At 70.6% G+C, this 22916-nt stretch carries 21 protein-coding genes; 20 read left to right on the top strand and 1 reads right to left on the bottom strand.

Features of this window, described 5'->3' with window-relative positions; all coding sequences use genetic code 11:
• The 20 genes from ABD207_RS10200 (at position 1) to ABD207_RS10105 (ending at position 22359) form a co-directional block, all read left to right on the top strand.
• Complete coding sequence (locus tag ABD207_RS10200) at positions 1–243, top strand: ferredoxin (protein WP_344011792.1); 243 nt, start codon at positions 1–3, stop codon at positions 241–243.
• A 7-nt stretch (positions 244–250) separates the two neighbouring features.
• Entirely contained in the window at positions 251–1720 is a 1470-nt protein-coding gene (locus ABD207_RS10195; protein ID WP_344011790.1) for a tryptophan 2,3-dioxygenase, read from the top strand.
• An 11-nt stretch (positions 1721–1731) separates the two neighbouring features.
• Positions 1732–3228 (top strand): 4-hydroxyphenylacetate 3-hydroxylase N-terminal domain-containing protein, encoded by a 1497-nt coding sequence (locus tag ABD207_RS10190; RefSeq protein ID WP_344011788.1) that lies wholly within the window; start codon positions 1732–1734, stop codon positions 3226–3228.
• Positions 3225–6254, top strand: a complete 3030-nt coding sequence (locus tag ABD207_RS10185; RefSeq protein WP_344011786.1) for a flavin reductase — start codon at positions 3225–3227, stop codon at positions 6252–6254. Before ABD207_RS10190 ends, ABD207_RS10185 begins: the two co-directional genes overlap by 4 nt.
• Positions 6251–7294: a phenylacetate--CoA ligase family protein gene (locus ABD207_RS10180; protein WP_344011785.1), complete on the top strand. Its 1044-nt coding sequence runs from the start codon at positions 6251–6253 to the stop codon at positions 7292–7294. Before ABD207_RS10185 ends, ABD207_RS10180 begins: the two co-directional genes overlap by 4 nt.
• Positions 7295–7361: 67 nt before the next feature.
• Positions 7362–8291: a carbon-nitrogen hydrolase family protein gene (locus tag ABD207_RS10175; RefSeq protein WP_344011783.1), complete on the top strand. Its 930-nt coding sequence runs from the start codon at positions 7362–7364 to the stop codon at positions 8289–8291.
• Positions 8288–9076, top strand: a complete 789-nt coding sequence (locus tag ABD207_RS10170) for a carbon-nitrogen hydrolase family protein (RefSeq protein ID WP_344011781.1) — start codon at positions 8288–8290, stop codon at positions 9074–9076. The genes ABD207_RS10175 and ABD207_RS10170 overlap by 4 nt, the downstream gene beginning before the upstream one ends.
• A 1-nt stretch (position 9077) precedes the next feature.
• Positions 9078–10259, top strand: coding sequence for a tyrosine decarboxylase MfnA (mfnA, locus tag ABD207_RS10165; RefSeq protein WP_344011779.1), 1182 nt, complete (start codon positions 9078–9080; stop codon positions 10257–10259).
• Positions 10256–11110, top strand: coding sequence for a carbon-nitrogen hydrolase family protein (locus tag ABD207_RS10160; RefSeq protein WP_344011778.1), 855 nt, complete (start codon positions 10256–10258; stop codon positions 11108–11110). The genes mfnA and ABD207_RS10160 overlap by 4 nt, the downstream gene beginning before the upstream one ends.
• Complete coding sequence (locus tag ABD207_RS10155; protein WP_344011777.1) at positions 11107–11889, top strand: ABC transporter permease; 783 nt, start codon at positions 11107–11109, stop codon at positions 11887–11889. Before ABD207_RS10160 ends, ABD207_RS10155 begins: the two co-directional genes overlap by 4 nt.
• Positions 11882–12865 (top strand): ABC transporter ATP-binding protein, encoded by a 984-nt coding sequence (locus ABD207_RS10150; RefSeq protein WP_344011775.1) that lies wholly within the window; start codon positions 11882–11884, stop codon positions 12863–12865. Before ABD207_RS10155 ends, ABD207_RS10150 begins: the two co-directional genes overlap by 8 nt.
• Entirely contained in the window at positions 12862–14241 is a 1380-nt protein-coding gene (locus ABD207_RS10145; RefSeq protein WP_344011774.1) for a coproporphyrinogen-III oxidase family protein, read from the top strand. The genes ABD207_RS10150 and ABD207_RS10145 overlap by 4 nt, the downstream gene beginning before the upstream one ends.
• Positions 14231–14935, top strand: coding sequence for a class I SAM-dependent methyltransferase (locus tag ABD207_RS10140; RefSeq protein WP_344011772.1), 705 nt, complete (start codon positions 14231–14233; stop codon positions 14933–14935). The genes ABD207_RS10145 and ABD207_RS10140 overlap by 11 nt, the downstream gene beginning before the upstream one ends.
• Positions 14935–15777 carry a carbon-nitrogen hydrolase family protein gene (locus ABD207_RS10135; protein WP_344011770.1) on the top strand — a complete coding sequence of 281 codons (843 nt, stop codon included), beginning with the start codon at positions 14935–14937 and terminating at the stop codon, positions 15775–15777. The genes ABD207_RS10140 and ABD207_RS10135 overlap by 1 nt, the downstream gene beginning before the upstream one ends.
• A gap of 6 nt (positions 15778–15783) precedes the next feature.
• A complete protein-coding gene (locus ABD207_RS10130) occupies positions 15784–17286 on the top strand; it encodes a B12-binding domain-containing radical SAM protein (protein WP_344011768.1) in 1503 nt (500 codons plus the stop codon).
• Positions 17286–18035, top strand: coding sequence for a DNA alkylation repair protein (locus tag ABD207_RS10125; protein ID WP_344011766.1), 750 nt, complete (start codon positions 17286–17288; stop codon positions 18033–18035). Before ABD207_RS10130 ends, ABD207_RS10125 begins: the two co-directional genes overlap by 1 nt.
• 4 nt (positions 18036–18039) lie before the next feature.
• Positions 18040–19074: a BtrH N-terminal domain-containing protein gene (locus ABD207_RS10120; RefSeq protein ID WP_344011765.1), complete on the top strand. Its 1035-nt coding sequence runs from the start codon at positions 18040–18042 to the stop codon at positions 19072–19074.
• Between the two features lie 16 nt (positions 19075–19090).
• Positions 19091–19504 carry a pentapeptide repeat-containing protein gene (locus ABD207_RS10115; RefSeq protein ID WP_344011763.1) on the top strand — a complete coding sequence of 138 codons (414 nt, stop codon included), beginning with the start codon at positions 19091–19093 and terminating at the stop codon, positions 19502–19504.
• Positions 19501–21288, top strand: coding sequence for a carbamoyltransferase family protein (locus tag ABD207_RS10110; protein WP_344011761.1), 1788 nt, complete (start codon positions 19501–19503; stop codon positions 21286–21288). The genes ABD207_RS10115 and ABD207_RS10110 overlap by 4 nt, the downstream gene beginning before the upstream one ends.
• 84 nt (positions 21289–21372) lie before the next feature.
• Entirely contained in the window at positions 21373–22359 is a 987-nt protein-coding gene (locus tag ABD207_RS10105) for a BtrH N-terminal domain-containing protein (RefSeq protein WP_344011759.1), read from the top strand.
• Positions 22360–22461: 102 nt separating this feature from the next.
• Here ABD207_RS10105 and ABD207_RS10100 read toward each other — a convergent pair whose 3' ends face one another.
• Positions 22462–22800, bottom strand: coding sequence for a MazG-like family protein (locus tag ABD207_RS10100; protein WP_344011758.1), 339 nt, complete (start codon positions 22798–22800; stop codon positions 22462–22464).
• Between the last annotated feature and the right edge of the window lie 116 nt (positions 22801–22916).

Genomic DNA, 22916 nt, shown 5'->3' with positions numbered 1-22916 from the left:
GTGGAACTGCCGCTTCCCGCACATCTTCCGCTCGAAGGCCGCTTCGAGATCGACGACACCTGCATCGACTGCAAGCTCTGCAACGACCTCGCGCCCGAGAACTTCGAGGCGGACCTCGACAACGACGTCCACTACGTGTGCAAGCAGCCCGAGACGCCCGACGAGCTCGAACGGGTCCTCGACGCCTTCGAGTCCTGCCCCACCGAATCGATCCGCTACCTAGCTGGGCCCACCGAGGAGTGATGGCGCAATGGCAAGCCTGGACGATCCACGCGCGGCCGGCAGGCAGGCCGGCGGGCGGCAGACGACCGAACTGGGCCCGGTGGCCGAGAGCTACGACCAGCTGCACCGCATCGATCTGCTCGGCGAGGCACGCGCCGCCCGCGGAGTGCCGGAGGGCACCTACGACTCGACGGTGTGCGCCGTCTTCCAGGCCGCGGAGGTGAGCCTGCTCAACCTGGCGCGGCTGGCCGGCCGGACCCAGGCCCGGCTGCTCGACGGCGACATCCCCGGCGCCTCCCGCTATGTGCAGTGGGCGCTCGGCTTCCACCGGCTGCTGCGCGGCCTCGGCACCACGATGTTCGACGTGCGCAGCGCCTTCGGGGCCGGCCCCGCCGGGGACGCCGCCGCCCTGAGCGTCTCCGAGTCCGCCGGATACGCGGCCTACGTCGACGCGCTGCGGGAACTGGAGGACGCGGCACGCGGCACCCTGCTGGCCGCGTCGCCGGAGCTGATCCGCTCCACCATCGCCACCGAGAGCATCGACAACGCGCTCTACCGGGTGCTGCACGGTATCCGGCTCAGCTGCCACGACGCCACCAAGTGGGAGAGCGACCTGACCGGCGTGCCCATCGGGGTGCGCCGCGGCACCGACGAGCTGATCTCCGCCGAGACCCTGGCCCGGGCGGTCGCCGCGACCGAGCTGAACGCGTCCACCCTGCACGGCGAGTTCGTCGCCCTGCACCAGATCCCGGAGATCCTGGTCGCCGAGGCCAACGACCACCTGGAGACCGCCATCCGGGCGATCCGCGCCTCGGAGCTGAGCCGGGCGGTCCAGCACCTGACGGTGTGCCGCACGCTGCTCGACCCGGTGGTCGAGGCGCAGCGGGTGATGGCCGAGCACCTGGCGACCGGCGAGTACCACGCCTTCCGCATCAATCTGGGGCCCGCCAGCGGCACCCACTCGCTCGCCATCAAGCAGCACATGTTCCGGGACCTGTTCAAGCACCTGTGGAACGACCTGGAGACCTGGCTGAGCTCCCTCGGCGCGCCCTCGCTTCAGGACGCCGTCCGGGACATCGACGCACACCGCCACGACGATCCCGGCGCCTGGCTGCGGCACCTCGTCCTCGACCGGGCGTTCCGGCTGCACGACGCCCACCAGCAGTGGCGGCACGAGCATCTGCACATGCCGCGCAACTGCCTGGGCAGCGGCGGCACCAAGTCCATGATCGGCATTCCGGACGGGCCGCAGGCGGTCTACAAGATGCGCGACGCCGCCAACGCCCAGCACTCGCTGGCCTCCATCCACCGGGCGCGCCGCAGCGGCCTCGCCAACGCGGTGCCGGACTCGCCCCTGCTCAAGCTCATCACCGACCCCAGCTCCCTCGACTCGGAGCTGATGCGGGTGGTGGGCGAGGCGACCCGCGAGTACTTCCCCCAGGTCCAAGAGCAGAGCTATCAGCCGTTCCGCTCCGGTGCGGCTGAGCGGAACCCGTAGGAGCGCGGACGGTGACCACCGCAGAATCCCGAGCCCCGGGCCCCGGCGGGCCCGGCGAGACCACCCTGCTGCCCGGCACGCCCGGCGGCGCCTGGCGAGGTTCGGAGTACATCGCCAGCCTCAAGGACGACCGGGAGATCTGGTGCGAGGGGCGCCGGGTCGACGTGACCGGCGACCCCGGGTTCACGCCCATGCTGACCACGCTGGCCGGCCTCTACGACGCCCAGCACCTGCCCGACCGGGCCGAGCAGATGCTCTACCGGTCCGAGACCTCCGGCAACCGGGTCAGCCTGTCGTACCTGGCGCCGGCCGACCGGGACGCCCTCAGCCGCAAATGGGCCAACTCCCACCGGTGGGCCGAGTCCTCCCACGGCCAGCTCTCCCGGATCCCGGACTTCATGTCCAACGTCGTGGTCGGCCTCTACGACTTCCGGCACCAGCTCGCCGAGGTCGACGCCCGGTTCGCGAGCAACGCCGAGAACTACTACCACTACGCCCGCGAGAACGACCTCACCCTCACCCATGGCCTCGGCGACCCGCAGATCGACCGGTCCGCCACCCCCGCCCAGCGGCCGGAGCTGGGGCTGCGGGTGGTGCGGCGCGGCGAAGACGGCATCGTGGTGCGCGGCGCCAAGCAGATCGCCACCCTCGCCCCGTACGCGCACGAGGTGCTGATCTACCTCTCGCCCGCCAACTACCTGCGCGAGGACCCCAGTTACGTGTGCTGGTTCGCCGCGCCGCTCGCCTCGCCCGGACTGCGCGTGCTGTGCCGCTCCTCCTACACCGGCTCCGGCGGTCTCGCCGGACGCTACGACGAGCAGGACGCCATGCTGGTCTTCGACGACGTGTTCGTCCCGATGGACCGGGTCTTCCTGCTCGACGACTCCCAGGTGGCCGTCCGCGGCTTCGCCGAGCTGAACAAGTGGTCGCTCTACACCGGCCAGGTGCGCTACTACCACCGGCTGCGCACCCTGCTCGGGGTGGCCTCGCTGCTCGCCCAGGCGATCGGCGTGAACAAGTTCCGGCAGGTCACCGATCTGCTCGGCGAACTCACCTCGTACGTCGAGATCGTGCGCCTCGGCCTGGAGGCCATCGACGCCGAGAGCCGGCCCACGGCCTCGGGGCTGCTCGCCCCCGGCTCCACGGCCGCGCTGGACGCCGTCGCCGGCCGCTTCTCCAGCCGCGCCTCGGAGATCATCCGGCAGATCGGCGCCTCGGGCCTGATCATGCAGCCCTCCGAGGGCGACCTGGGCACGGCCTCCCTGCGCCCGGCCCTGGACACCTACATGTGCGGGCGGGAGATGAGCGCGGACGAGAAGTCCCGGATCTTCCGGCTCGCCGCCGATCTGGCCGTCGACCGCTTCGGGATGCGGCAGGAGCTGTACGAGACATGGAACCGCGGCGACCCCGCCCGGGTCCGCTCGATGCTCTACGACCGCTACCCCGACCTGCGGCGCTGCGAAGCAGGGGCCCGCGACCTGGCCGAAGGGCGGATGGACCACACATGAGCCTGGACAGCATTCGACTCGAGGGAGTCACCACCCACAACCTCAAGTCGGTCGACGTCTCCTTCCCGAAGGGGCAGCTGATCGTCGCCGCGGGAGTGTCCGGATCGGGCAAGTCGTCCCTGGTCATCGACACCCTCTTCGAGCACTCCAAGACGCTCTACCTGGGCGCCCTGTCGAGCAAGTCCCTCGACATGGGCGACGGCGACTACCAGTTCGACCGGATCGCCGGGACCCAGCCGCCGGTGGCCCTGCGCCAGCGCGACGGCGGCTGGTCCAACCCCCGCTCCACGGTGGGCACCCTCACCGGCCTGGACGGGCTGTACCGGCTGCTGTTCGGCGCCGGGGCGCGCCCGGTCTGCCCGGCCTGCTACGGCCCCACCGGAGCGGACCTGTTCTGCGACGACTGCGGCTGCTTCGCCGAACCGCACTCCGCCAAGCACTTCAGCTTCAACCGCAAGGAAGGCAAGTGCCTGCAGTGCGACGGCATCGGCGAACTCGTCGGCTTCTCCCTGGACAAGATCATCCCGGACCGGTCGAAGACGCTCACCGAGATCTTCGACGGAGCCGACCCCGGCACCTTCGCCGTTCCCAATGTGCGCAAGGCCTTCGAGGCGATGGCCGCGGACACCGGCATCGACCTGGACGTGCCGTTCGAGAAGCTGACCCCGGAGCAGACCGAGCGGGTGCTGCACGGCCACGACAAGATCTACACCCTCAAGATCCGCAAGGTCACCAACGACTTCCGCTTCGAGGGCATCCTCGGCTTCCTGGACCGCGCCTGGCGCACCGCGTCCTCCGCCGCCCGCAAGAAGGCCTTCGCCGACTACCTCGGCCGGGAGGTCTGCCCCGGCTGCAACGGCGGCCGGCTGCGCCCCGAGTCGCTCAAGGCCACGGTCGCCGGGCACACCTTCCACGACTTCCAGAGCGACGAGCTGTCGCACTCCATCGCACGGCTGCGCCGGGCCCTCGACTCCGGTGACCTGCCGGCGCAGGTCCGCGAACTGGCCGCGGCGATCGTCAAGCAGAGCGGCAACATCGAGGAGGTCGGCCTCGGCCACCTGCAGCTGCAGCGCCCGGTGGCCACCCTGTCCGGCGGCGAGCTGCAGCGGCTGCTGCTCGCCCAGCACCTGGCCAGCGACCTGACCGGCGTGATGTACGTCCTCGACGAACCCACCGCCGGACTGCACGAGGCCGACACCGGCCGGATCCTCACCTCGCTGCGCCGGCTGCGCGACCTCGGCAACACCGTCATCGTCATCGAGCACGACGAGTCGGTGATCCGGGCCGCCGACTGGATCGTCGAACTGGGCCCCGGCGCAGGCTCCCGCGGCGGCGAGATCGTCTTCGAGGGCCGCTTCGCCGACCTGCTGAAGTCCGGCACCTCGCCGACCGCGGCCGCCATGCGCTCCGGGGCACCCTCACGGGCCCGCGCCGACCTGAACGGCGCGGACTGGATCGAAATCCGGGGCATCACCCGCAACAACGTCACCGACCAGACCGCCAGGTTCCCGCTCACCGCGCTGACCTGCGTCTCCGGGGTGTCCGGTGCGGGCAAGAGCTCCCTGGTGGCCGCCCTCCACGAACGCGTCGCCCGGGCCGTCGGCCGGCGGCGGGCCGGTGCCCCGGCCGACAGCACCGGCGTCGACGGGGCCGACGCCCTGGACGACGTCATCTATGTCGAGCAGCGCCCGATGGGCCGCTCCAGCCGCAGCACCCTGGTCACCTGCATCGGCATCAGCGACCACATCCGCGACGCCTTCGCCGGCAGCGCGGACGCGGCCGAACGGGGCCTGGGGCGGGCCGATTTCAGCCCTAATGTGGCGGGCGGCCGGTGCGAGTCCTGCAAGGGTCTCGGGCTCGCCGAGATCGAGATGACGCTGTTCAAGAGCGAGTTCATCGTCTGCCCCGAGTGCGACGGCCGCCGCTTCCAGGACCACGTCCTTCAGGTGCGGCTGAACGGCAGGAACATCCACGACGTGCTGTCGATGACCGTCGACGACGCCCTCGGCTGGTTCGACGCCGACGACCACCCCAAGGTGGTCCAGGCGCTGCGCGTCCTGGCCGAGTTCGGCCTCGGCTACCTCCAGCTCGGCTGCTCCACCACCACCCTCTCCGGCGGCGAGGCGCAGCGCCTCAACCTCGCCGGCGAGCTGCTCAAACAGCGCCGCAGCCGCACCCTGTTCATCTTCGACGAGCCGACCCGCGGCCTGCACTCCGCCGACATCCGCCATCTGCTGGCCCTGTTCGAGCGGCTGATCTCCACCGGCAACACGGTGCTGGTCATCGAGCACAACGTGAAGGTGATCGCCATCGCCGACTGGGTGATCGACCTCGGGCCCGGGGCCGGCCGGGGCGGCGGCCGGATCGTGGTGAGCGGCACCCCCGAAGACGTTGCCGCCCACCCGGACAGCGTCACCGGACGGTTCGTCCGCGCGCTCGGCGAGGAGACCGGCCCGCCCCCGCCCGAACCCGACGGCGGCGGGCGGCCGGGCACCGCACGGGACCTGGGCGTCATCGGCGAGCTGCTGCCGCGCGCCGTCACGGTCGTCGCCGGCACCGCCCGGCAGTCCGAGGGCGCCGGGCCGACCCCGTACGGGCTGGTCATCGGCTCGCTCACCGTCGTCTCCGACGAACTCGCCCTGATCGGCTTCCTGGTGCGCTCGCGCAGCACCAGCTGGACCGCCATCGCCGAGTCCGGCCGGTTCTGCGTCAACATCCTCGGCGAGGACCAGCGCGAGGTGTCCGCGGCCTTCTCCCAGGGCCGGCCGGACAGCCGCTTCGACGCGCTGGCGTGGACGCCGTCCGCCAACGGCTGCCCCCGGCTCCCCGGCGCCGTCGGCACCATCGACTGCAGCCTGAAGTCGACCTACCGCATCGGCGACCACGAGTTCGTCCTGGCAACGGTCGTCAACGTCGACATGGATCCCGGCACCGGCCGCCGGCCGCTGCTGCGCGAGGACGAGGGCGACAGCGCCCTCGACGACTACGGGTGGCGCCGGTTCGCCCGGGAAGCGGAGGCCCGGTGACGACCACCCCGTCCCTCACCCGGCACTACGAGCGGTTCCTGGACCTGCTGACCCGCCCCGGCGGCACCCGCGGCCCCGGTCCGGACGGGCGGGCCGGGCCGCCCGCCCGCTACGGCGAACGCACCGACGCCCAGGGCAGCGCCCGGCCGGTCGCGCTCACCCGCGACGACTGGATCTCCCACCAGATCGACCTGACGCTGGCGCTGGGCCGGCTGCTCACCGAGGACGACGTGGTCGTCTCGGCCGTACCCTACGAACTGTCCTTCCTCGGCGCCGGAGTGGACCGGGCCGTGGAGCTGACCGGCGCCTCGGTGATCAGCACCGGCACCAGCGGCACCATCTGCCCGCTGCCGCGGCTGCTCGGCCTGATCGAGCAGTACGGGGTGACCGCCCTGGTGTGCTCGCCCCGCTTGGCCGCCCGCCTGGCCGGCCTCGCCGTCTCGCTCGGGAAGCGGCCGGGGGACTCGACGGTCCGCACGATCGTCTGCGTGGGCGAGCCCGCCTCCCCGGAGCGCCTCCAACGGGTCGGCACCGCCTGGGCGGCGCGCACCGCCGCCGTCCACTCGACCTCGTCGACGCCGGTGGTGGCCGTCCCCTGCGAGGCGGGCGCCCTCCATGTGTGCGAGCGGCTGCGGGCCGAGGTCGTCGGCGGCACCCGCGGCGAGCTGCACATCGACGGCGCGCCGACCGGCGAGCTGGCCGAGCTGCGCCCGGCCGGCGAAGGATGCGACTGCGGCGCGGCGACCCCGGTCCTGGTGCCGCTCGGCAGCACGGCCTCGGCCCTTCCCGGACCCGGCGGCGGCCCGGTCACGGCCGTGGACGTGGAACGGGTCGTGTTCCAGGAGCCCTCCCTCGCACCGCACTTCGCCTGCGAGGTCCGGGACGGCGCCTTCCGGGTGACCTGCGCCGTGAACGACCCGGAACCGTCCGCCGCCGACGCCCTGCGGGAAAGGCTCCGCAGCCGGATCCGGGACGCGCTCGGCGCCGGCGCCGAGGTCACCATCACCGCCCTTGAGGAGTGGAGCACCGCCAGGTCATGACCCGCACCCGGCGCGGCGAGCGGTCGCCGCGGCCGATCCACCGGTGGCATCCGAGGAGACGAGACGTATGAGGGCAGCGGTAGTACAGACCCAGTGGGTCGACGATCACGAGGAAGGCCGGCGCAACGCCTACCGGGCGATCGAGGACGCCTGCGCCGGGGGCGACATCGACCTGGTGTGCTTCCCCGAGTTCCTGCTCGGGCCGCCCTGGTACATGCCGGGGCAGGACGGCCTCAAGGGGCTGACCGACACACCGATCCCGGGACCCGTCGTCGACGGCTTCCAGTCCCTGGCCCGCAAGCTCGGCACGTACATCCTGCTGGGCTCGCTCGTCGAGGACCTGCAGGACGGCATGTACCGCAACACCTCCCTGCTGATCGGCCGTCAGGGAGCCATCACCGGGAAGGCCGTCAAGGCGCACGCCTTCGGCAACGAGATGGTGGTGTGCCGGCAGGCCGACTCGCTGGGCGTGCTGTCCACCGAGTTCGGGCGCATCGGCATCGCCGTCTGCTCGGACTTCTGGATGCCGGAGGTCATCCGGCTGCTCGCCCTGGCCGGCGCGCACACCGTGTTCGTGCCCGGCGGCACGCTGAACCAGAACCAGCCGCTGATGGTGAACGCCCTGCGCACGGCCGCGTACCTGAACGACGTCAACATCGTCTACGCCAGCTCGGTCGGTGTCGTCCGCGGCAAGCGCGGTGACCGGGTCGTGGAGATCAACTTCGCCGGGACCAGCCTGGTCGCCCGCCCCGAGGGCGTGATCGCGCAGGCCGGCAGCGACCGCCCGGAGACCCTCGTCGTCGACCTCGACCCGCCCGCCCCCGGCGACGGCCGGCGGTGGCAGCGGCTGCGCAGGCCCGCCGCCTACCAGCGGCTGCTCACCCCGTACGCCGGGGCCGACCGCGACCTCGCCGCCGAACTGCGGGACAGCCTGCAGCAGAACGGCGCCCCGCCGCCCGCCGCAGCCACCAGCGCACCCGAGGGGGCCCGCCCGTGACCGTGTTCGTAGCGCAGCACGCCCGCCGCAGCGACCCGGAGGCGACGGCCGCCGCCGTGCTCGACGACCTCGAGAGCCGGGTCACCGGCGAGGCGTCGTTCGTCGTCCTGCCCGAGAACGCCTTCACCTCCGGCGCCACCAGCGCACCGCTGCCCGGGGACCTGGCCGGGCGGTGCCTTGACCGCCTCACCGCACTGGCCCGGAACCGGAGCGCGTACGTGCTCACCGGCTCCTGGCCCGAGGAACGGCCCGGCGGCGGCCTGATGCAGGTGGCCCGCCTGCTCGGTCCGGACGGAGCGGAGTGCGCCCGGGTGGAGCGGCCCGTTCTGGACGACGGCACCACCGGCACCGGCGACGACTTCCCGGTCGTGGAGACGCGGCACGGGACCGTCGGGGTGCTCCTCGGCCCCGACTTCTGGCTGGTCGAACCGCCCCGCGTGCAGTGCCTGGCCGGCGCCGAACTGCTGCTGGTGGCCGGGTCCCTCGACGGCACCCGGCAGGCCGCCCAGCGCTCCGCCGTCTGGGGCATCGCCACCCTCAACACCGTCGCCGTCGCCTTCGCCGCCGCACTGAGCGAACACAGCGGCGGAGGCAGCGCGGTGGCGATGCCCGAGGGCTTCCTCGCCGAGGCCGGCACCGCCGAGGGCGTGATCGGGGCGCCCTGGGACCCCGGGAAGATCCGGTACCTGCGCGCACCCGACCTGCGCTTCCAGCAGACGCTCTGGTTCGGGCTGTGGGCGCGCCGGACGGAGCTGTACACGGACCTGACCGCGCAAGGGAAGTGAGATGCGAGACACCGGCGCTTCCGCATCCGACGTGCGACGACGCATCGAGGCTGAGCTCGCGGACGACGTGCCCTGGAACCGGGTGCTCAACTCCATCTGCACCGAACCCCATCCGCTGGCCGTGGAGATGGCGTCCCGCGCGGCGCACACCAACCTCGGCGATGTGCGCATCTTCCGCGGCACCAAGCGGATCGAGCGCGAGGTGGTGCGGCTGCTGCTCGGGCTGCTGGGCAACCCCGGCGGGTCGGGAAGCCTGGTCTCCGGCGGGACCGAGGCGAACCTGGTCGCGATGCTGGTGGCCCGCGAGACGGCGCGCGCCCGGGGCCGGCTGACGGAACGGCCCGAGGTCGTCGTCAGCAGCACCGTGCACTTCTCCTTCACCAAGGTCTTCCGCCTGCTGGGGCTGACCCCGGTGGTGGTGCCGGTCGACGACGACCTGCGGTTGCCGGCGAAGGAGACCGCGCGGCGCATCGGCGAGCACACCGTGGCAGTCGTCGCGACCGCCGGCAGCAGCGAGTTCGGGGTGGTCGACGCGGTCGACGAGATCGGACCCGCGGTGGCCGGACGGGGCGTGCACCTGCACGTGGACGCCGCCACCGGCGGCTTCATCATCCCCTTCGCCCGCGAACTCGGCTACGGCCTGCCGCAGTTCGACTTCACCGTCGAGGGCGTCGACTCCATCACCATCGATCCGCACAAGTACGGGCTGGCCAACGTACCCGCCGGAGCCGTCCTGTTCCGGGGCTCCGAGGACGCCGGGCGCTTCTCCGTCGACTCGTTCTTCGCCGGCACCCCCGTGCACCACACCCTGCTCGGCACCCGTCCGGGCGCGGCCGCGGTGTCGGTCTACGCGGTCCTCGAGCACCTCGGCCGCGACGGCTTCCGCGACCTCACCCGGACCAACTTCGAGGTCACGCGGTACCTGGTGGACTCGCTGCGCGCCGCCGGGTACGAGCTGTTCGCCGAACCGCAGCTGAACATCGTGGTGGTCAAGCTGCCGCACGCGGTCCGCATCTCGCAGCTGCTGGAGTCCCGCGGGTGGATCGTCTCCACCTCCAAGCGGTTCGGCGAGACCCTGCGCCTGGTCGTCACCCGGCACGTCACCCGGGAGATGGTCGACGAGTTCCTGCCGGTGCTGCAGCAGGCGTGCAAGGACGTCACGGCCGAGGCGGCAGTGTCATGAGCCTCTTCCGCGGTCCCCGCACCCGGCTCGCCGCCCTGCAGATGCGGATCGAGCCCGGACAGCGGGAGGAGAACCTGGCCCGCGCCGCCAAGCTGCTGTCCACCGCCCGGGAACGCGAGGCCGATCTGGCGTGCCTGCCCGCCACCTTCGCCACCGGCCTCAACTTCCCCACCCTGCGCGGCGACGCCACCGCCGAGGACGGCCCGGTGGTGGAGTTCCTCGCCGAGCAGGCCCGCACCCTCGGCCTGCACATCGCGGCGGGCGTCCTGCTGTCGGAGGGCCGGGACATCTACGACGCCGCCGTCCTGATCGGCCCCGGCGGCGACCCGCTCGGCTGGTACCACCGGGCCTGCGTCTGGGAGGGCGAGGCCGAGTACGTGTCCACCGGCTCGCCCCGCGAGGTGATCGACACACCCGTCGGCCGGATCGGCCTGCTGGTCAGCTACGACCTGCGCTTCCCGGAGGCGAGCCGGCACTACCTCGTCCAGGACGCCGACCTCCTCGTCTGCGTGGCCAACCTCTTCGGGCCGTTCTCCCACCCGCTGCGCTCCATCTGCCGGGCCCGGGCCGCCGACACCGAGTGCGCGCTGGTCTTCGCCGGCGGCGTCGGCGAGAACCGCTTCGCCAACATGACCTACACCGGCCGCAGCATGATCGTCGACGGCCTGGTGCAGGACGTGAAGCAGGACCCGGAGGCCGACGTCCTCGCCGAGGCCGGCCCCGACGCCCACGAGACCGTCATCCACGCCGACATCCACCTCAGACAGCGGCGCAAGACCCGCGCCGGCCTGCCGTTCCACGACGACGTCCGCGCGCTGTGGACCACGACCCACGGGGGCCGCGACCGATGAGGACCAAAGCGACCCGCATGCGGCCGGAGAACAGCTGGCTCGGCGACGTGCTCGGCCTGGTCGCCATCGACATGCGGCAGTTCTTCGACAACCGCCTCTTCGCGGTGTCGACCCTGCTGACCTCGGTGTCGATGGTGCTGGCCTTCGGCGCCGCGACCGACCAGATGGTGAGCCCGGCCCCCTCGGCGGCCAACTACTTCGGCTTCGTCTTCCCCGGGATCATCGGCGCGGGCATCATGTTCAGCTGCACCTACACCGTCGGCTACACGGTCATCATCGACCGCAACCGGCGCACCATCGAGGACCTGATCCTCTCGCCCCTGTCGTACTCGGGGTTCCTGCTCGCCCGGATCGTCGGCGTGGTGCTCAAGTGCCTGTTCCAGTTCGTGCTGGTGCTGGTGCTCGGCATCGGGGTCTTCGACGCCGAGATCCACTCGCTGCCGCTGTTCGTGCTGGGCTTCTTCACCGCCTGCACGGCCTTCGCCGGGCTCGGCATCCTCATCGCCGCCTACACCAACGAGATCTCCTTCCCGGCGGTGGTGAACATCATCGTCATCCCGCTGATGTACTTCGCCGGGATCTTCTTCCCGCTCGACAACCTCGGGGCGCTGGGCGACGTCTTCGGCAAGCTCCCGCTCTCGGTGCACGTCGACATCTTCCGCGCCGCCACCTCACCGGATCTCGGCGCCACCGCGGCGTCGGTGCTGGCGGTGGCCTACTCGTTCCTCGCCCTCGGCATCGCCGCCTTTGCCTTCCGCAGGAGGATCGGCCATGGCTGACACCCCGCGCGCCGGCACACCCGTGCTGTCGGTCTTCCGGCTCGACCACCGGGTGGGCCCCGGCTTCGCGCTGCGCTCCATCGGCTTCACGGTGGAGGCCGGCCAGGGCGTGGCCATCATCGGCACCAACGGCGCCGGCAAGACCACCCTCATCCGGCTGGTGGCCGGCCTGCTGCGCCCGGACGGCGGCGAGATCCGCATCTGCGGCACCCCGCCCCGCCGCTGGGGGCAGGTCAGCCGCCACATCGGCTACGTCCAGCAGGCCAAGGACCTGCCGGACGGCGTCACCGTCGAGACCTACCTCAGACACCAGCTCAAGCTGCGGCGGGCGAGCCCCGGCCGCTACGAGGAACTGCTCGCGCTGGCCGACCTCGAGCAGTACCGCGACCGGTATGTGCGCACCCTCTCCGGCGGCAGCCAGCGCAAACTGCACGTCATCAGCGCCGTCGCGCACCGCCCCGACCTGCTGATCCTCGACGAGCCCACCACCGGCCTGGACCCGACCGCCCGCGAGACGCTGCTGGAGCTGCTGCGCAGCCTGAAGAAGGACGGCGTCGGCGTGCTGTTCGCCAGCCACCACCGCGACGAACTGGTCGCGCTGGCCGACTCGGTGGTGGCGCTGCACCAGGGCCGCCAGCTCCAGGACGCCTCCCTGGAGACCGTCACCCGGTGGGGAGAACGCTCCAGCCTCATCCTGGAGGCCTTCACCGAGGCCGATCTCGCGCAGCTGCGCACCTGGGCGCGGCAGCAGACCGCCCCCGACGGCCCAGGCGGCCCGGTGCGGGCCGTCACCCCCGCCGAGAACGGCGTCAAGCTCGACCTGTCCGACGGCGATCACCGGTCCACCCTGGCGGAGCTGGTGTCCCGTGCCCATGCCGCCGGCCTCGCGCTGCGCTCCGCGGCCTACTTCCAGCCCACCCTCGCCGATGTCGTCCGCTCCCTCGTCGGCCGAGCCGAACCGGAGGACCACGCATGAGCATCAGCACCACGACCACCAGCATGCCGTTCTGGAAGGAGTATCCGGAGCGCGACAACGAGTGGGTGCGGCAGTACCCCACCAAGCACGTCCCGGTGACCGAGGAGGAGGTCTTCGCCTCCAAACCGATGGGCGTCTACGTCCACATCCCCTTCTGCAACCGGCTCTGCTTCAGCTGCCCCTACATCAAGCACCAGACCGACCGGGACCTGACCCGCACCTACCTCGAGGCACTGAAGAAGGAGATCACCAACTACGCCGGGCGGCCCTACATCCAGGACCACGTCATCACCCTCGGCTACATCGGCGGCGGCACCCCGACCGCGCTCACCGCCCCGCAGCTCGACGACCTGCTCGGCCACCTCTTCTCCAGCCTCAACGTCGAGGAGGGCGCGGACTTCTCCATCGAGAGCACCCCCGTCGACATCACCGAACGCAAGGCCAAGGTCCTGCTGGAGCGCGGGGTGCGGCGCATCAGCCTCGGCGTGCAGACCTTCGTCGCGGAGGAGCTGAAGAACCTCGGCCGCCCCAACGACCCGGAGATGCTCAAGGAGAGCATCCGGCTGCTGCGCCGCTGCGGCTTCGAGAACATCAACATCGACCTGATGCACGGCATCAACGGCCAGACGATGGAGAGCTGGGAGTACAGCCTGGACGTCGCCATCGACCTCGGCGTCACCTGCGTCTCCTTCTACACGTACATGGAGTTCGCGCAGATCTCCACCAAGCGCCGCAAGCTGCCGCCGGTCCCCGAGAAGGCCGTCGTCGACGAGATGTTCCTGTTCGCCGCGGAGAAACTCACCAAGGCCGGCTACCTGGGCTACTACGGCGACTGCTTCGCCAAGCCCGGCTACCAGCCGAAGTACGGCGAGACCTCGTGGAGCGAGGACGTGCCGATCGTCCCGCTGGGCCCCACCGCCACCGGGCATCTGCGCGACCACTGGTACTTCAACGAGCCCGACATCGGCCGCTACATCCAGACCGTGATGGAGGGCCGGCTGCCGATCTCCATGGGCAAGCACATCACCAGGTCCGAGGCGATCCGGCGCTCCATGGTCCTCGGCGTCAAGGCCGGCCGGGTCCGGCGCGACACCTTCCGCCGGCTGCACGGCGTCGACTTCATGGAGATGTTCCGCGCCGAGATCGACGACCTCGTCGAGAAGGGCCTGATCACCGCCGACGAGGACGGCATCACGGTGACCGGCCCCAAGGGCTGGTACTACCTCGACAACATCTCCAAGGCCTTCTACTCCCCGGAGTACCGGCGCTACCCGCAGCACCTGGGCGCGGACATCTCCGACTTCATCGCCCGGCAGCCCGTGCCCGTCCAGATCACCACGCGTCCCACCACCGAGGAGGCCGGCTGTGGCCACTGACACCCGACTGCTCGACCTGGCCGAACGCGTCCCGATCCCCTCGCCGCACGACGACATCGACAAGGTGCGGCTGTACGACCTCGGCATGCGCCGCTCCGCCCTGATGGCCTACAAGCGGCCCACCGACCGCATCCTCGCCCAGGTCCGCGACGGCATGACCGACCTCGTCGAGGTCGGCTTCAACACCGGCCTGCTCTCCCTGCACGTGGCCGGCAAGCTGCCCGACCTGGCCGTCTCCGGAGTGGAGGAGAACCAGAACCTGGTCGACGTCGCCGAGGACAACCTGACGCTCGCCGTGTGGGCGAACAGCGCCGGAGACGTCGAGTTCGAGATGGCCAAGCTGCACCGGATGCCGTTCCCGGACGACTCCGCGGACATCGTCTTCTCCTTCTCCTCCCTGCACCGCTGGCGCCGGCCGGTGGAGACGCTCAAGGAGTGCGCCCGCGTCTGCAAGCCCGACGGCGTGGTGATCATCGAGGACATGAACCGGCACGCCGAGGAGGGGCACATCACCTTCATCCTCCAGTTCGTCAAGGAGGGCGGCGAGGAGTTCATGCGCTCGCTGCAGGCCGCCTACACCCGCGACGAAGCGGCCGACCTGCTCAAGGAGGCCGGCCTGGAGGACTGGCAGGTCGTCGAGGAGGACCTCGGCCTGGTGATCTCCTCGCGTCCCCTGGAGCAGGTGAGTCAGTGATGGCCGCGACGAAGATCGCCGTCGTCCAGATGGAGTCCAAGCTCGGCAAACCGGCGCAGAACCTGCGCCGGGCCGAGCGGTACATCCAGCAGGCCGCCGAGCAGGGCGCGCATCTGATCTGCCTGCCCGAGGCGTTCTCCACCTCCGGGAACATCCTCGAGGTCGCCGAGGTGTCCGTGCCGATCCCGGGCACGGAGACCGAGTTCCTGTGCGAGCAGGCGAAACGGACCGGCACGCACATCGCCGCCGGACTGCTGGAGCGGGGCGACGACGGCAAGTACTACAGCACCTCCGTCCTGTGCGGGCCCGAGGGCACCCTGCTCGGCCGCTACCGGCGCGTCCACCTGCACGAACTGGAGGCCCGCTACCTCACCGGCGGGACGGAGTACCCGGTCTTCGACACCGGCTTCGGACGCATCGGCCTGATGCAGGGCTACGACATCAACTTCCCGGAGACGGCGCGGGAGTACTGCCTGCGCGGCGTCGACGTCATCGTCTGCTCCGCGCTGGTGCCCGACATGTTCGCCTACGTGGCCAACCTGCGGCTGCCGGTGCGGGCCGTGGACGCCGAGTGCGTCATCGCCTTCGCCTCCGGCATCGGCCACAACCTGTACGCCGGGTTCAGCTACATGGGGTGCAGCCAGATCCTGGCCGATCCGCTGTTCCTGGAGGCGGAACGCTTCGACTTCGTCGACGGCGACGAACGCATGACCGACCTCGGCAAGGAGGCCGGCGTCGGCGTCGTCGGGATAGACCTGGACCGCATGCGCCGCTACCGCGCCAAGGCCACCCTGACCGGCGATCTGCGACCGGCGACGTACTGGCAGTTCGAGCGGGAGTGAAGGCCCATGCGTGTACTGCTCATCTCCACCAACAAGATCAGGGTGCCGCGGCCGGCGCTGCCCATCGGCATGGCCTACATCAGTGCCGCACTCAAGCACGCCGGCCACCAGGTCGACGTCCTGGACCTGCTCTGGGAGTCCCGCGAGCTCAAGGCGGTCCGGGAGCGGCTGACCGCCGAGCGGTACGACGTGGTCGGCATCGCCGTGCGGAACCTGGACAACCTCACCTTCATCGACCCGGTCTTCTTCGGCCCGATGACCGAGAAGATCGTCCAGTGCGTGCGCAAGTACACCGACGCCACGGTCGTCCTCGGCGGCTCCGGCTTCTCCGTGGAGCCGCTGTCGTTCTTCGAGTACGCCCAGCCGGACTACGGCATCGCCGGTGAGGGCGAGGCCGGCATCGTCCAGCTGATGGACCACCTGGAGCACGGCGGCGACCTGGAGTCGGTCCCGGGGCTGTGCTACCTCGACGAGCAGGGCAGGTTCTGCCAGAACCCCTCCAGCTCCGCCTTCGACCTGCGGGCCCTGGAGCCGGACCGGTCCGTCTACGACCCCCGGTACTTCGAGGAGGGCGTCTCCGCCGCCTCCGACCTCACCCGCGACCACCAGCCGGCCATCGAGACCCTGCAGACCAAGCGCGGCTGCAAGCTGTTCTGCTCCTACTGCATCATCCGCAAGACCGAGGGCAAGGGCGACCGGTTCAAGGAGCCGGCCGAGGTCGTCGGCGAGATCCAGCGGGCCATGGCCGAGAACCCGGCCGTGCAGGAGTTCGAGATCGTCGACGCCACCTTCAACTACCCGATGGAGTACGCCGCCGAGGTGTGCGAGGAGATGATCCGCGCCGGCCTCGATGTGCCGTGGTACTGCCAGCTCACCCCGAACGCCGTCACACCGGAGTTCGTGAAGCTGCTGCACGCGGCCGGCTGCATCCGCGTCGACCTGGGCACCGACGCGCTCACCGACGAGGCCCTCGCCGACCTGATGAAGGGCTTCGACATGGCCCGCGTCCTCGAGGTCGACCGCCTGTTCACCGCCAGCCCCGTCGAGCACACCCACTGCATCTTCCTCGGCGGGCCGGGGGAGACCCCGCAGGCGCTGCGGGATTCGATCCGCTTCACCGAGAAGTACCTCAACCCCGCCCAGATCTACGCCAACCTCGGCATCCGCATCCTCAGCGGCACCAAGCTGCAGAAGCAGGCGATCAAGGCCGGCATCCTCCGCGAGGACCAGGGCACCTTCGTCCCCGCCTTCTATGTGGAGCCCGCGATCCTCGCCGACCGCGACACCCTCGACCACGTCCGCAACGCCTACCTCAGTCACCGGAACTGGTACCTGTGGTGGGGCCTGCGCGGCCAGAACCTGTACGACCGGGCCCGGGACACCATCCAGCTGGTGGCCGACATGCAGCAGGAGTACGAATACGTGATGCAGGGCAAGCCGCGGCTGGAGCGGGCACCGAAGAAGAAGACGGCCGGCCGGCCGCTCCCCATCACGATCGGGGCCTCGTGATGGACATCGCCCAGGCCGCCGACGACCTCCCGGCCGCGCTCGCCGCCCGCGCCGACCCGGAGTTCGCGGCCCGCATGCAGCGGTACTTCCCGCACCGGATCGAGGCCCTCGGCGTCGCCAACGCCGCGGTCGTGGAGATCGCGGACGGATACTTCCGCGACCGCCCCGGCGTCCCCGCCGCCGAACGGCTGCTGCTCGCCGAGGAACTGCTGGCGCGCGCCCGGCACCACGAGGAGGTGCTGCTCGGCTTCGCCGTGCTCCACAAGGCTGCCCGCCGGGGGCTCGGCCCCGAGCTGCTGGACCGCTGCGAGCACTGGCTGGAGAAGTACGTGTCCAACTGGGCGCAGTGCGACGACCTGTGCCTGAAGCTGCTGTACCCGTACTTCCTCGGCCACCTGGAGCTGATCGGACGCACCCGCGACTGGACCGGCTCCCCTTCCCCCTGGGCCAGACGCGCCGCCAATGTGGCCGTGGTGAAGTTCGTCCGCCGCAAGGTGGGCCGCACCGTTTACGAACTGCCGCTGGAGCACGTCTTCGGCAACTGCGAGCGGCTGATGCGCGACGACCACCCCTATGTGCAGAAGGGCTGCGGCTGGCTGCTCAAGGTCACCGCCGAGGTCCACCCCGCGGAGGTGGCCGGGTTCCTGCGCACCTGGCACACCGAGATGCCCCGCGAGGTCTTCCGGTACGCGGTGGAGAAGATGGACCCGCGGCTGCGCCGGTCCTTGATGGCACTGGGACAGAGGTGACGCGATGAGCGAGACCGGCCGCTATGTCCACCGGCGCGGCATCCACTGCGAGTCGGCCTGCCAGTGCGCGCTGCTCGCGGCGGGCGGACACCAGGTGGACGAGGAGACCGTGTTCGGCCTGGACGGAGGCTTCGGCTTCTCCTTCTTCCCGGCGAACGGCAACGCCCCGGACATCGTCGTCGGCAAGCAGGCCGTCCTGCCGCTGCGCGCGGCCCGGCTGATGGGCGTCGAGGTCACCGCGCACACCCCCAAGTCCGCCGCGGGCCTCGCCAAGCTGCTCCAGTCGGCGCCGGCCGTGCTGACCCGGGTGGACCTCGGGCTGCTCCCGCACTGGGGCCTGAACGGGCGGTCCTCCTTCGGCGGCTACTTCGTCAATGTGGTCCGCGACCTCGGCGACGCCTTCGAGGTGTCGGACCCGGCCTTCGACGACCCCGTCGCCGTCCCCGCGGACGATCTGCAGGCCGCCCGCTCGAGCCGCAACTCGCCGCCGCTCAACCCGGACTGGAAGGTCTACGTCTTCGGCACACCCCGCCGGACCCCGCAGCTGGACAAGGTCGGACCGGTCGCCGTCCGCACCCTGTGCCGCGAGGTCCTCCGGCCCGGCAGCCGCAACCTCGGCATCCCCGGCATGAGACAGCTGGCCGCCACGGCGCCCTCCTGGCCCGAGACCAAACGCGGCGAGGTCGAGGACGTGGACCTGGCCGGCCAGGTGGTGCGCACCGACGCGCTGGCCCGGCAACTGCTGCACCTGGGACGGCAGATCGAGTCCTTCGGCACCGGCGGCGGACTCTTCCGCCCGATGACCGCCCGCTTCCTGGCCCGCCTGGCCGAGAGCACCGGCGAGGAACGCTACACCGAGGCCGCCGAACGGTTCTTCGACAGCGGACGGCTCTGGTCGCAGCTGGGCGCCGCCCTGCTGACCGCGGGCACCCGCACCGCCCGCGACGACCTGAAGACGCTGGTGGACGCCGTCGTGGACACGGCACGGTCCGCGATGGACGCCGAGAAGCGGGCGCTCACGGCGCTCACCACCCTGTAGACGCGAGGTCCTTCAGATGCCCACCGAGGACGAGTCCATCCTGCTCCAGGGCCCCGGACGCTGGAACGAACACGCCCGCAGGCGCCGCGCCCAGGGCCCCTTCCGCCCCGATCTGCGCAAGGCGATGCTGCACGGCGCCGATCTGCAGGGCGCCGAACTCGCCGGCGCCGACTTCACCGACGCCGTGCTCACCGAGGCGTATCTGATCTCCGCCGACCTGAGAGGCGCCGATCTCGAAGGCGCCGATCTGTGCGAGGCGTATCTCATCCTGGCCGAGCTGAACGGCTGCCGGCTCGTGGGCGCCAACCTGGACGGCGCCGATCTCAGCGGCGCCGATCTGACCGGCGCCGAGCTGGACGCCTCCTTCGACCGCTCCTCGGTGATCTCGGACTACCTCACGATCTGGCCAAGCGAAAGGAGCTCCTCGTGATCGTTCTGGGCTACAACGGATTCGCCAGGTCGGCGGAGATCTTCGGGCGCCTCTTCCGTGCCACCGGCACCGACCGTCATCTGCTGTACGGGCACGACTCCTCGGCCGCCCTGGTCGTCGACGGGGAACTGGTCGCCGCCGTCGAGGAGGAGCGGCTCAACCGCGAGAAGAAGACGTCGAAGTACCCGGTCAACGCGATGCGCTGGTGCCTGGACTCGGCCGGGATCACCTTCGGCGACGTCGACGTCTTCGCCTTCTCCTGGCGCTTCTCCGACGATGTGCTCGACCGGATGATCGCCGAGATCACCGAGGACCGCCGGGCGACGGCGGAGCAGAAGTTCGCCCGCCTGGAGCGCCTCGCCCAGACCCACCGGGCCCTGTTCAGCCAGGACGCCACCGAGGCCGACTTCCTCGAGTACACCGGTCACCGGCTGGACCCCGCCAAGCTGGTCCGGGTCCCGCACCACATCGCCCATCTGATGACCGGCTACCACCTGGCGGGCGGCGGTGACGCGGCGTTCCTGGTGAGTGACGGCCGCGCCGAGTGGCTGTCGTCGATCATGGGCGAGGTGCGCGACGGCGAGGTGAAGGTCTTCGACGACATGACCGTCGACTCGCGGCACTCGCTGGCGATGCTCTTCTCCGTGGTGACCCGCTACCTCGGATTCGTCCCCAACAACGACGAGTACAAGGTGATGGGCCTGGCCGGCTACGCCCCGCCCCCCGAGCCCAACCCGTTCCTCACCGACGTGGTGGAGACCTGCCCCGACGGCACCTACCGCATCCCCTACCCGGCCAACGCGATTCCCGCCTACTACGAGCTGTTCGACCGCATCTTCGGCGGCGGCCCCGACCGCCGGGAGGACTTCGGCTACCGGGTGCGCGTGGCGAGCGCCGCCCAGCACATGCTGGAGACGCTCACCGCCGGCCAGATCCGCACCCTGGAGTCCCGCAGCGACCTGCCGCGCGTCGTCTTCGAGGGCGGACTCGCCCTGAACTGCGTCAACAACACCAAGCTGCTCGAGCGTTCACGCTTCACCGACATGGACGTCAGCTTCGGCGCCAGCGACGTCGGCGTGGCCATCGGCGCGGCCCTGTACGCCAGCAGCCAGGCCGGCACCAAGCCCCGCATCGAGGCGACCCCCTACCTCGGCCCCTCCTACGGCCGCGAGGAGATCCTCACGGCCCTCGAGGATTACGCGGACCATGTCGTCTGGCGCGAGCTGGAGCCCGCGGACGTGCCGCGGGAGGCGGCGTCGCTGATGCGGGAGCGGTGCGTCATCGGATGGTTCCAGGGGCGCATGGAGTACGGGCCGCGGGCGCTGGGCAACCGCAGCATCCTGGCCAACCCGAGCTACCCCGACATCAAGGACATCATCAACGAGCGCATCAAGCACCGCGAGCAGTTCCGGCCGTTCGCCCCGGTGGTACTCGAACACGTCGCGCCCGAGGTCTTCGAGATGGGCAAGAAGAAGTCCTCGCCCTGCATGACCTTCGTGGTCCCGGTGCGGCCCCGGTACCGCGAGAAGATCCAGGGCGCCTGCCATGTCGACGGCACCTCGCGGATCCAGACCGTCACCGAGCAGAGCAATCCGCTGCTGGCCGAACTGCTCACCCGGTTCACCGAGCTGACCGGAATTCCCTGTCTGATCAACACCTCGTTCAACGTCGCCGGGGAACCCATCGTCTGCTCTCCCGCCGACGCCCTGTCCTGCTACCTCAAGACGGAGATGGATCACCTGTTCCTGGGCAACTTCCTGGTGTCGCGAAGGGTGAGCGAGTGAGCCCCTTTCCGATCTTGGCTGTCCGCAAATTCCCTTGCGCCTGTTGCGCTACGCTCTACCGCGAACGAAGGGAGACGCAGCCAAGTGTCGCTGTTAGAGGAGCACCCGTTCGTCGGTAACCACTGCGAGTCGACCACCCTGGTGAATCTGCTGCGGCAGCGGGACATCGACCTGTCGGAGTCGTTCGTCTTCGGGCTCGCCGGTGGTCTGTCCTTCATCTACTGGCGGACGAAGCAGATGCCGACGCCGTTCGTCGGCGGCCGCATCAAGCCCGACACGCTGTCCGAGAATCTCGCGGACGCGCTGAACATGCGGCTGTCGGTGCACGAGACGTCCTCGGCCAGGCGGGCCAGGGAGCATCTGCTGGCGGAGCTCGACTCCGGAAATGTCGTCGGCCTCAAACTGGACCGCTATCTGCTCGACTACTCCACCGACGACTTCCGGTTCGCGGCGCACTATGTGGCCTGCGTCGGACACGAGGACGACCGTTTCGCCCTGGTGGAAACCAGGCCGCTCGGCCTGAAATGGGCGTCGGGTGAATCACTCGCCGCCGCGCGCGACCCCCGGGGCCCGATGAGTTCACGCAATCGCGCCTTCACCCTGGAACCTCTCAAGGGCGGCCTTCCCGATCTCGCGGAAGCCGCCCGCAAAGGCATCAGGGCGTCCGCGCAGAACATTCTGAATCCGCCGATCTCCAACTTCGGATTCAAGGGAATGCACAAGGTCGCCGATCTGATGCCGCAGTGGCTCGACGACCTCGAATCCCCCGGAACCGGCCTGTCCGAGATTTCCACGATCATGGAGGACGCGGGGACCGGCGGAGGCCTGTTCCGCATGATGTGGGCGGAGTTCCTCGCGGAGACGGCCGGACTCACCGGCGTGGGCGAGTTCCAGGAGATCTCGGACGCCTATCGCGGGGTGTCGAAGAAGTGGACCGATGTGGCCGGGCTGGTCCGCGAGGCCGGAGCCACCTCCTCGCGGGAGTGCCTGCACAGCGCGTCGGCGATGGTGCACGAGGCCGCGGAGGAGGAGCGGCATCTGATGCAGCGTCTGCTGGAGCTGACGGACTGAGCGGTCTCCTGAACCGGCGGGCTGAGCGGCCGGCCCCAGCGCTCCCGCGCCACCGGTCCGCAAGGGCTTACCCGGCCGGCGCTGCTTGGCCCGCGCCGTTCCTCAGCCCGTGCCCGTCCCGCCGAGCGAGCGGTCCGTCACCTTCTTCAGGTGCCGGGCGAACACCTCCCGGGCGTCGGGCGTGAGCGTGCGCAGGGCGACCAGGGCGGTGACGGCCACGTCGCACAGCTCCGACTGCACGTCCTCCCAGGTGTGGGTGGTGCCCTTGCGCGGGTTCTGCCCCGTCGCCCCCACCACCGCCTGCGCCACCTCGCCGACCTCCTCGGACAGCTTCAGGATGCGCAGCAGCAGGCCCTCCCGGCCGCCGACCGGGCGGTGGCTGTCCAGCCAGGTGTGCAGATCGTCGATGGAGTCCCAGAGGCCGGGCGTGTGATCGCTCATGGCGCACAGGGTGGCAGACACCACCGACACCACCCGCAGGTGCCTCGAGCGGTACCCCCTAGATGAATGAGTCCAAGGGATCGCCTGCGGACATGAGACGAGGGCGTCCAACGTCG

The sequence above is a fragment of the Streptomyces thermospinosisporus genome, from assembly GCF_039526425.1.
Taxonomy (GTDB): Bacteria; Actinomycetota; Actinomycetes; order Streptomycetales; family Streptomycetaceae; genus Streptomyces; species Streptomyces thermocarboxydovorans.
Note: the sequence above shows the minus strand (reverse complement) of the source record. Positions and strands in the feature narration are given on the sequence as shown.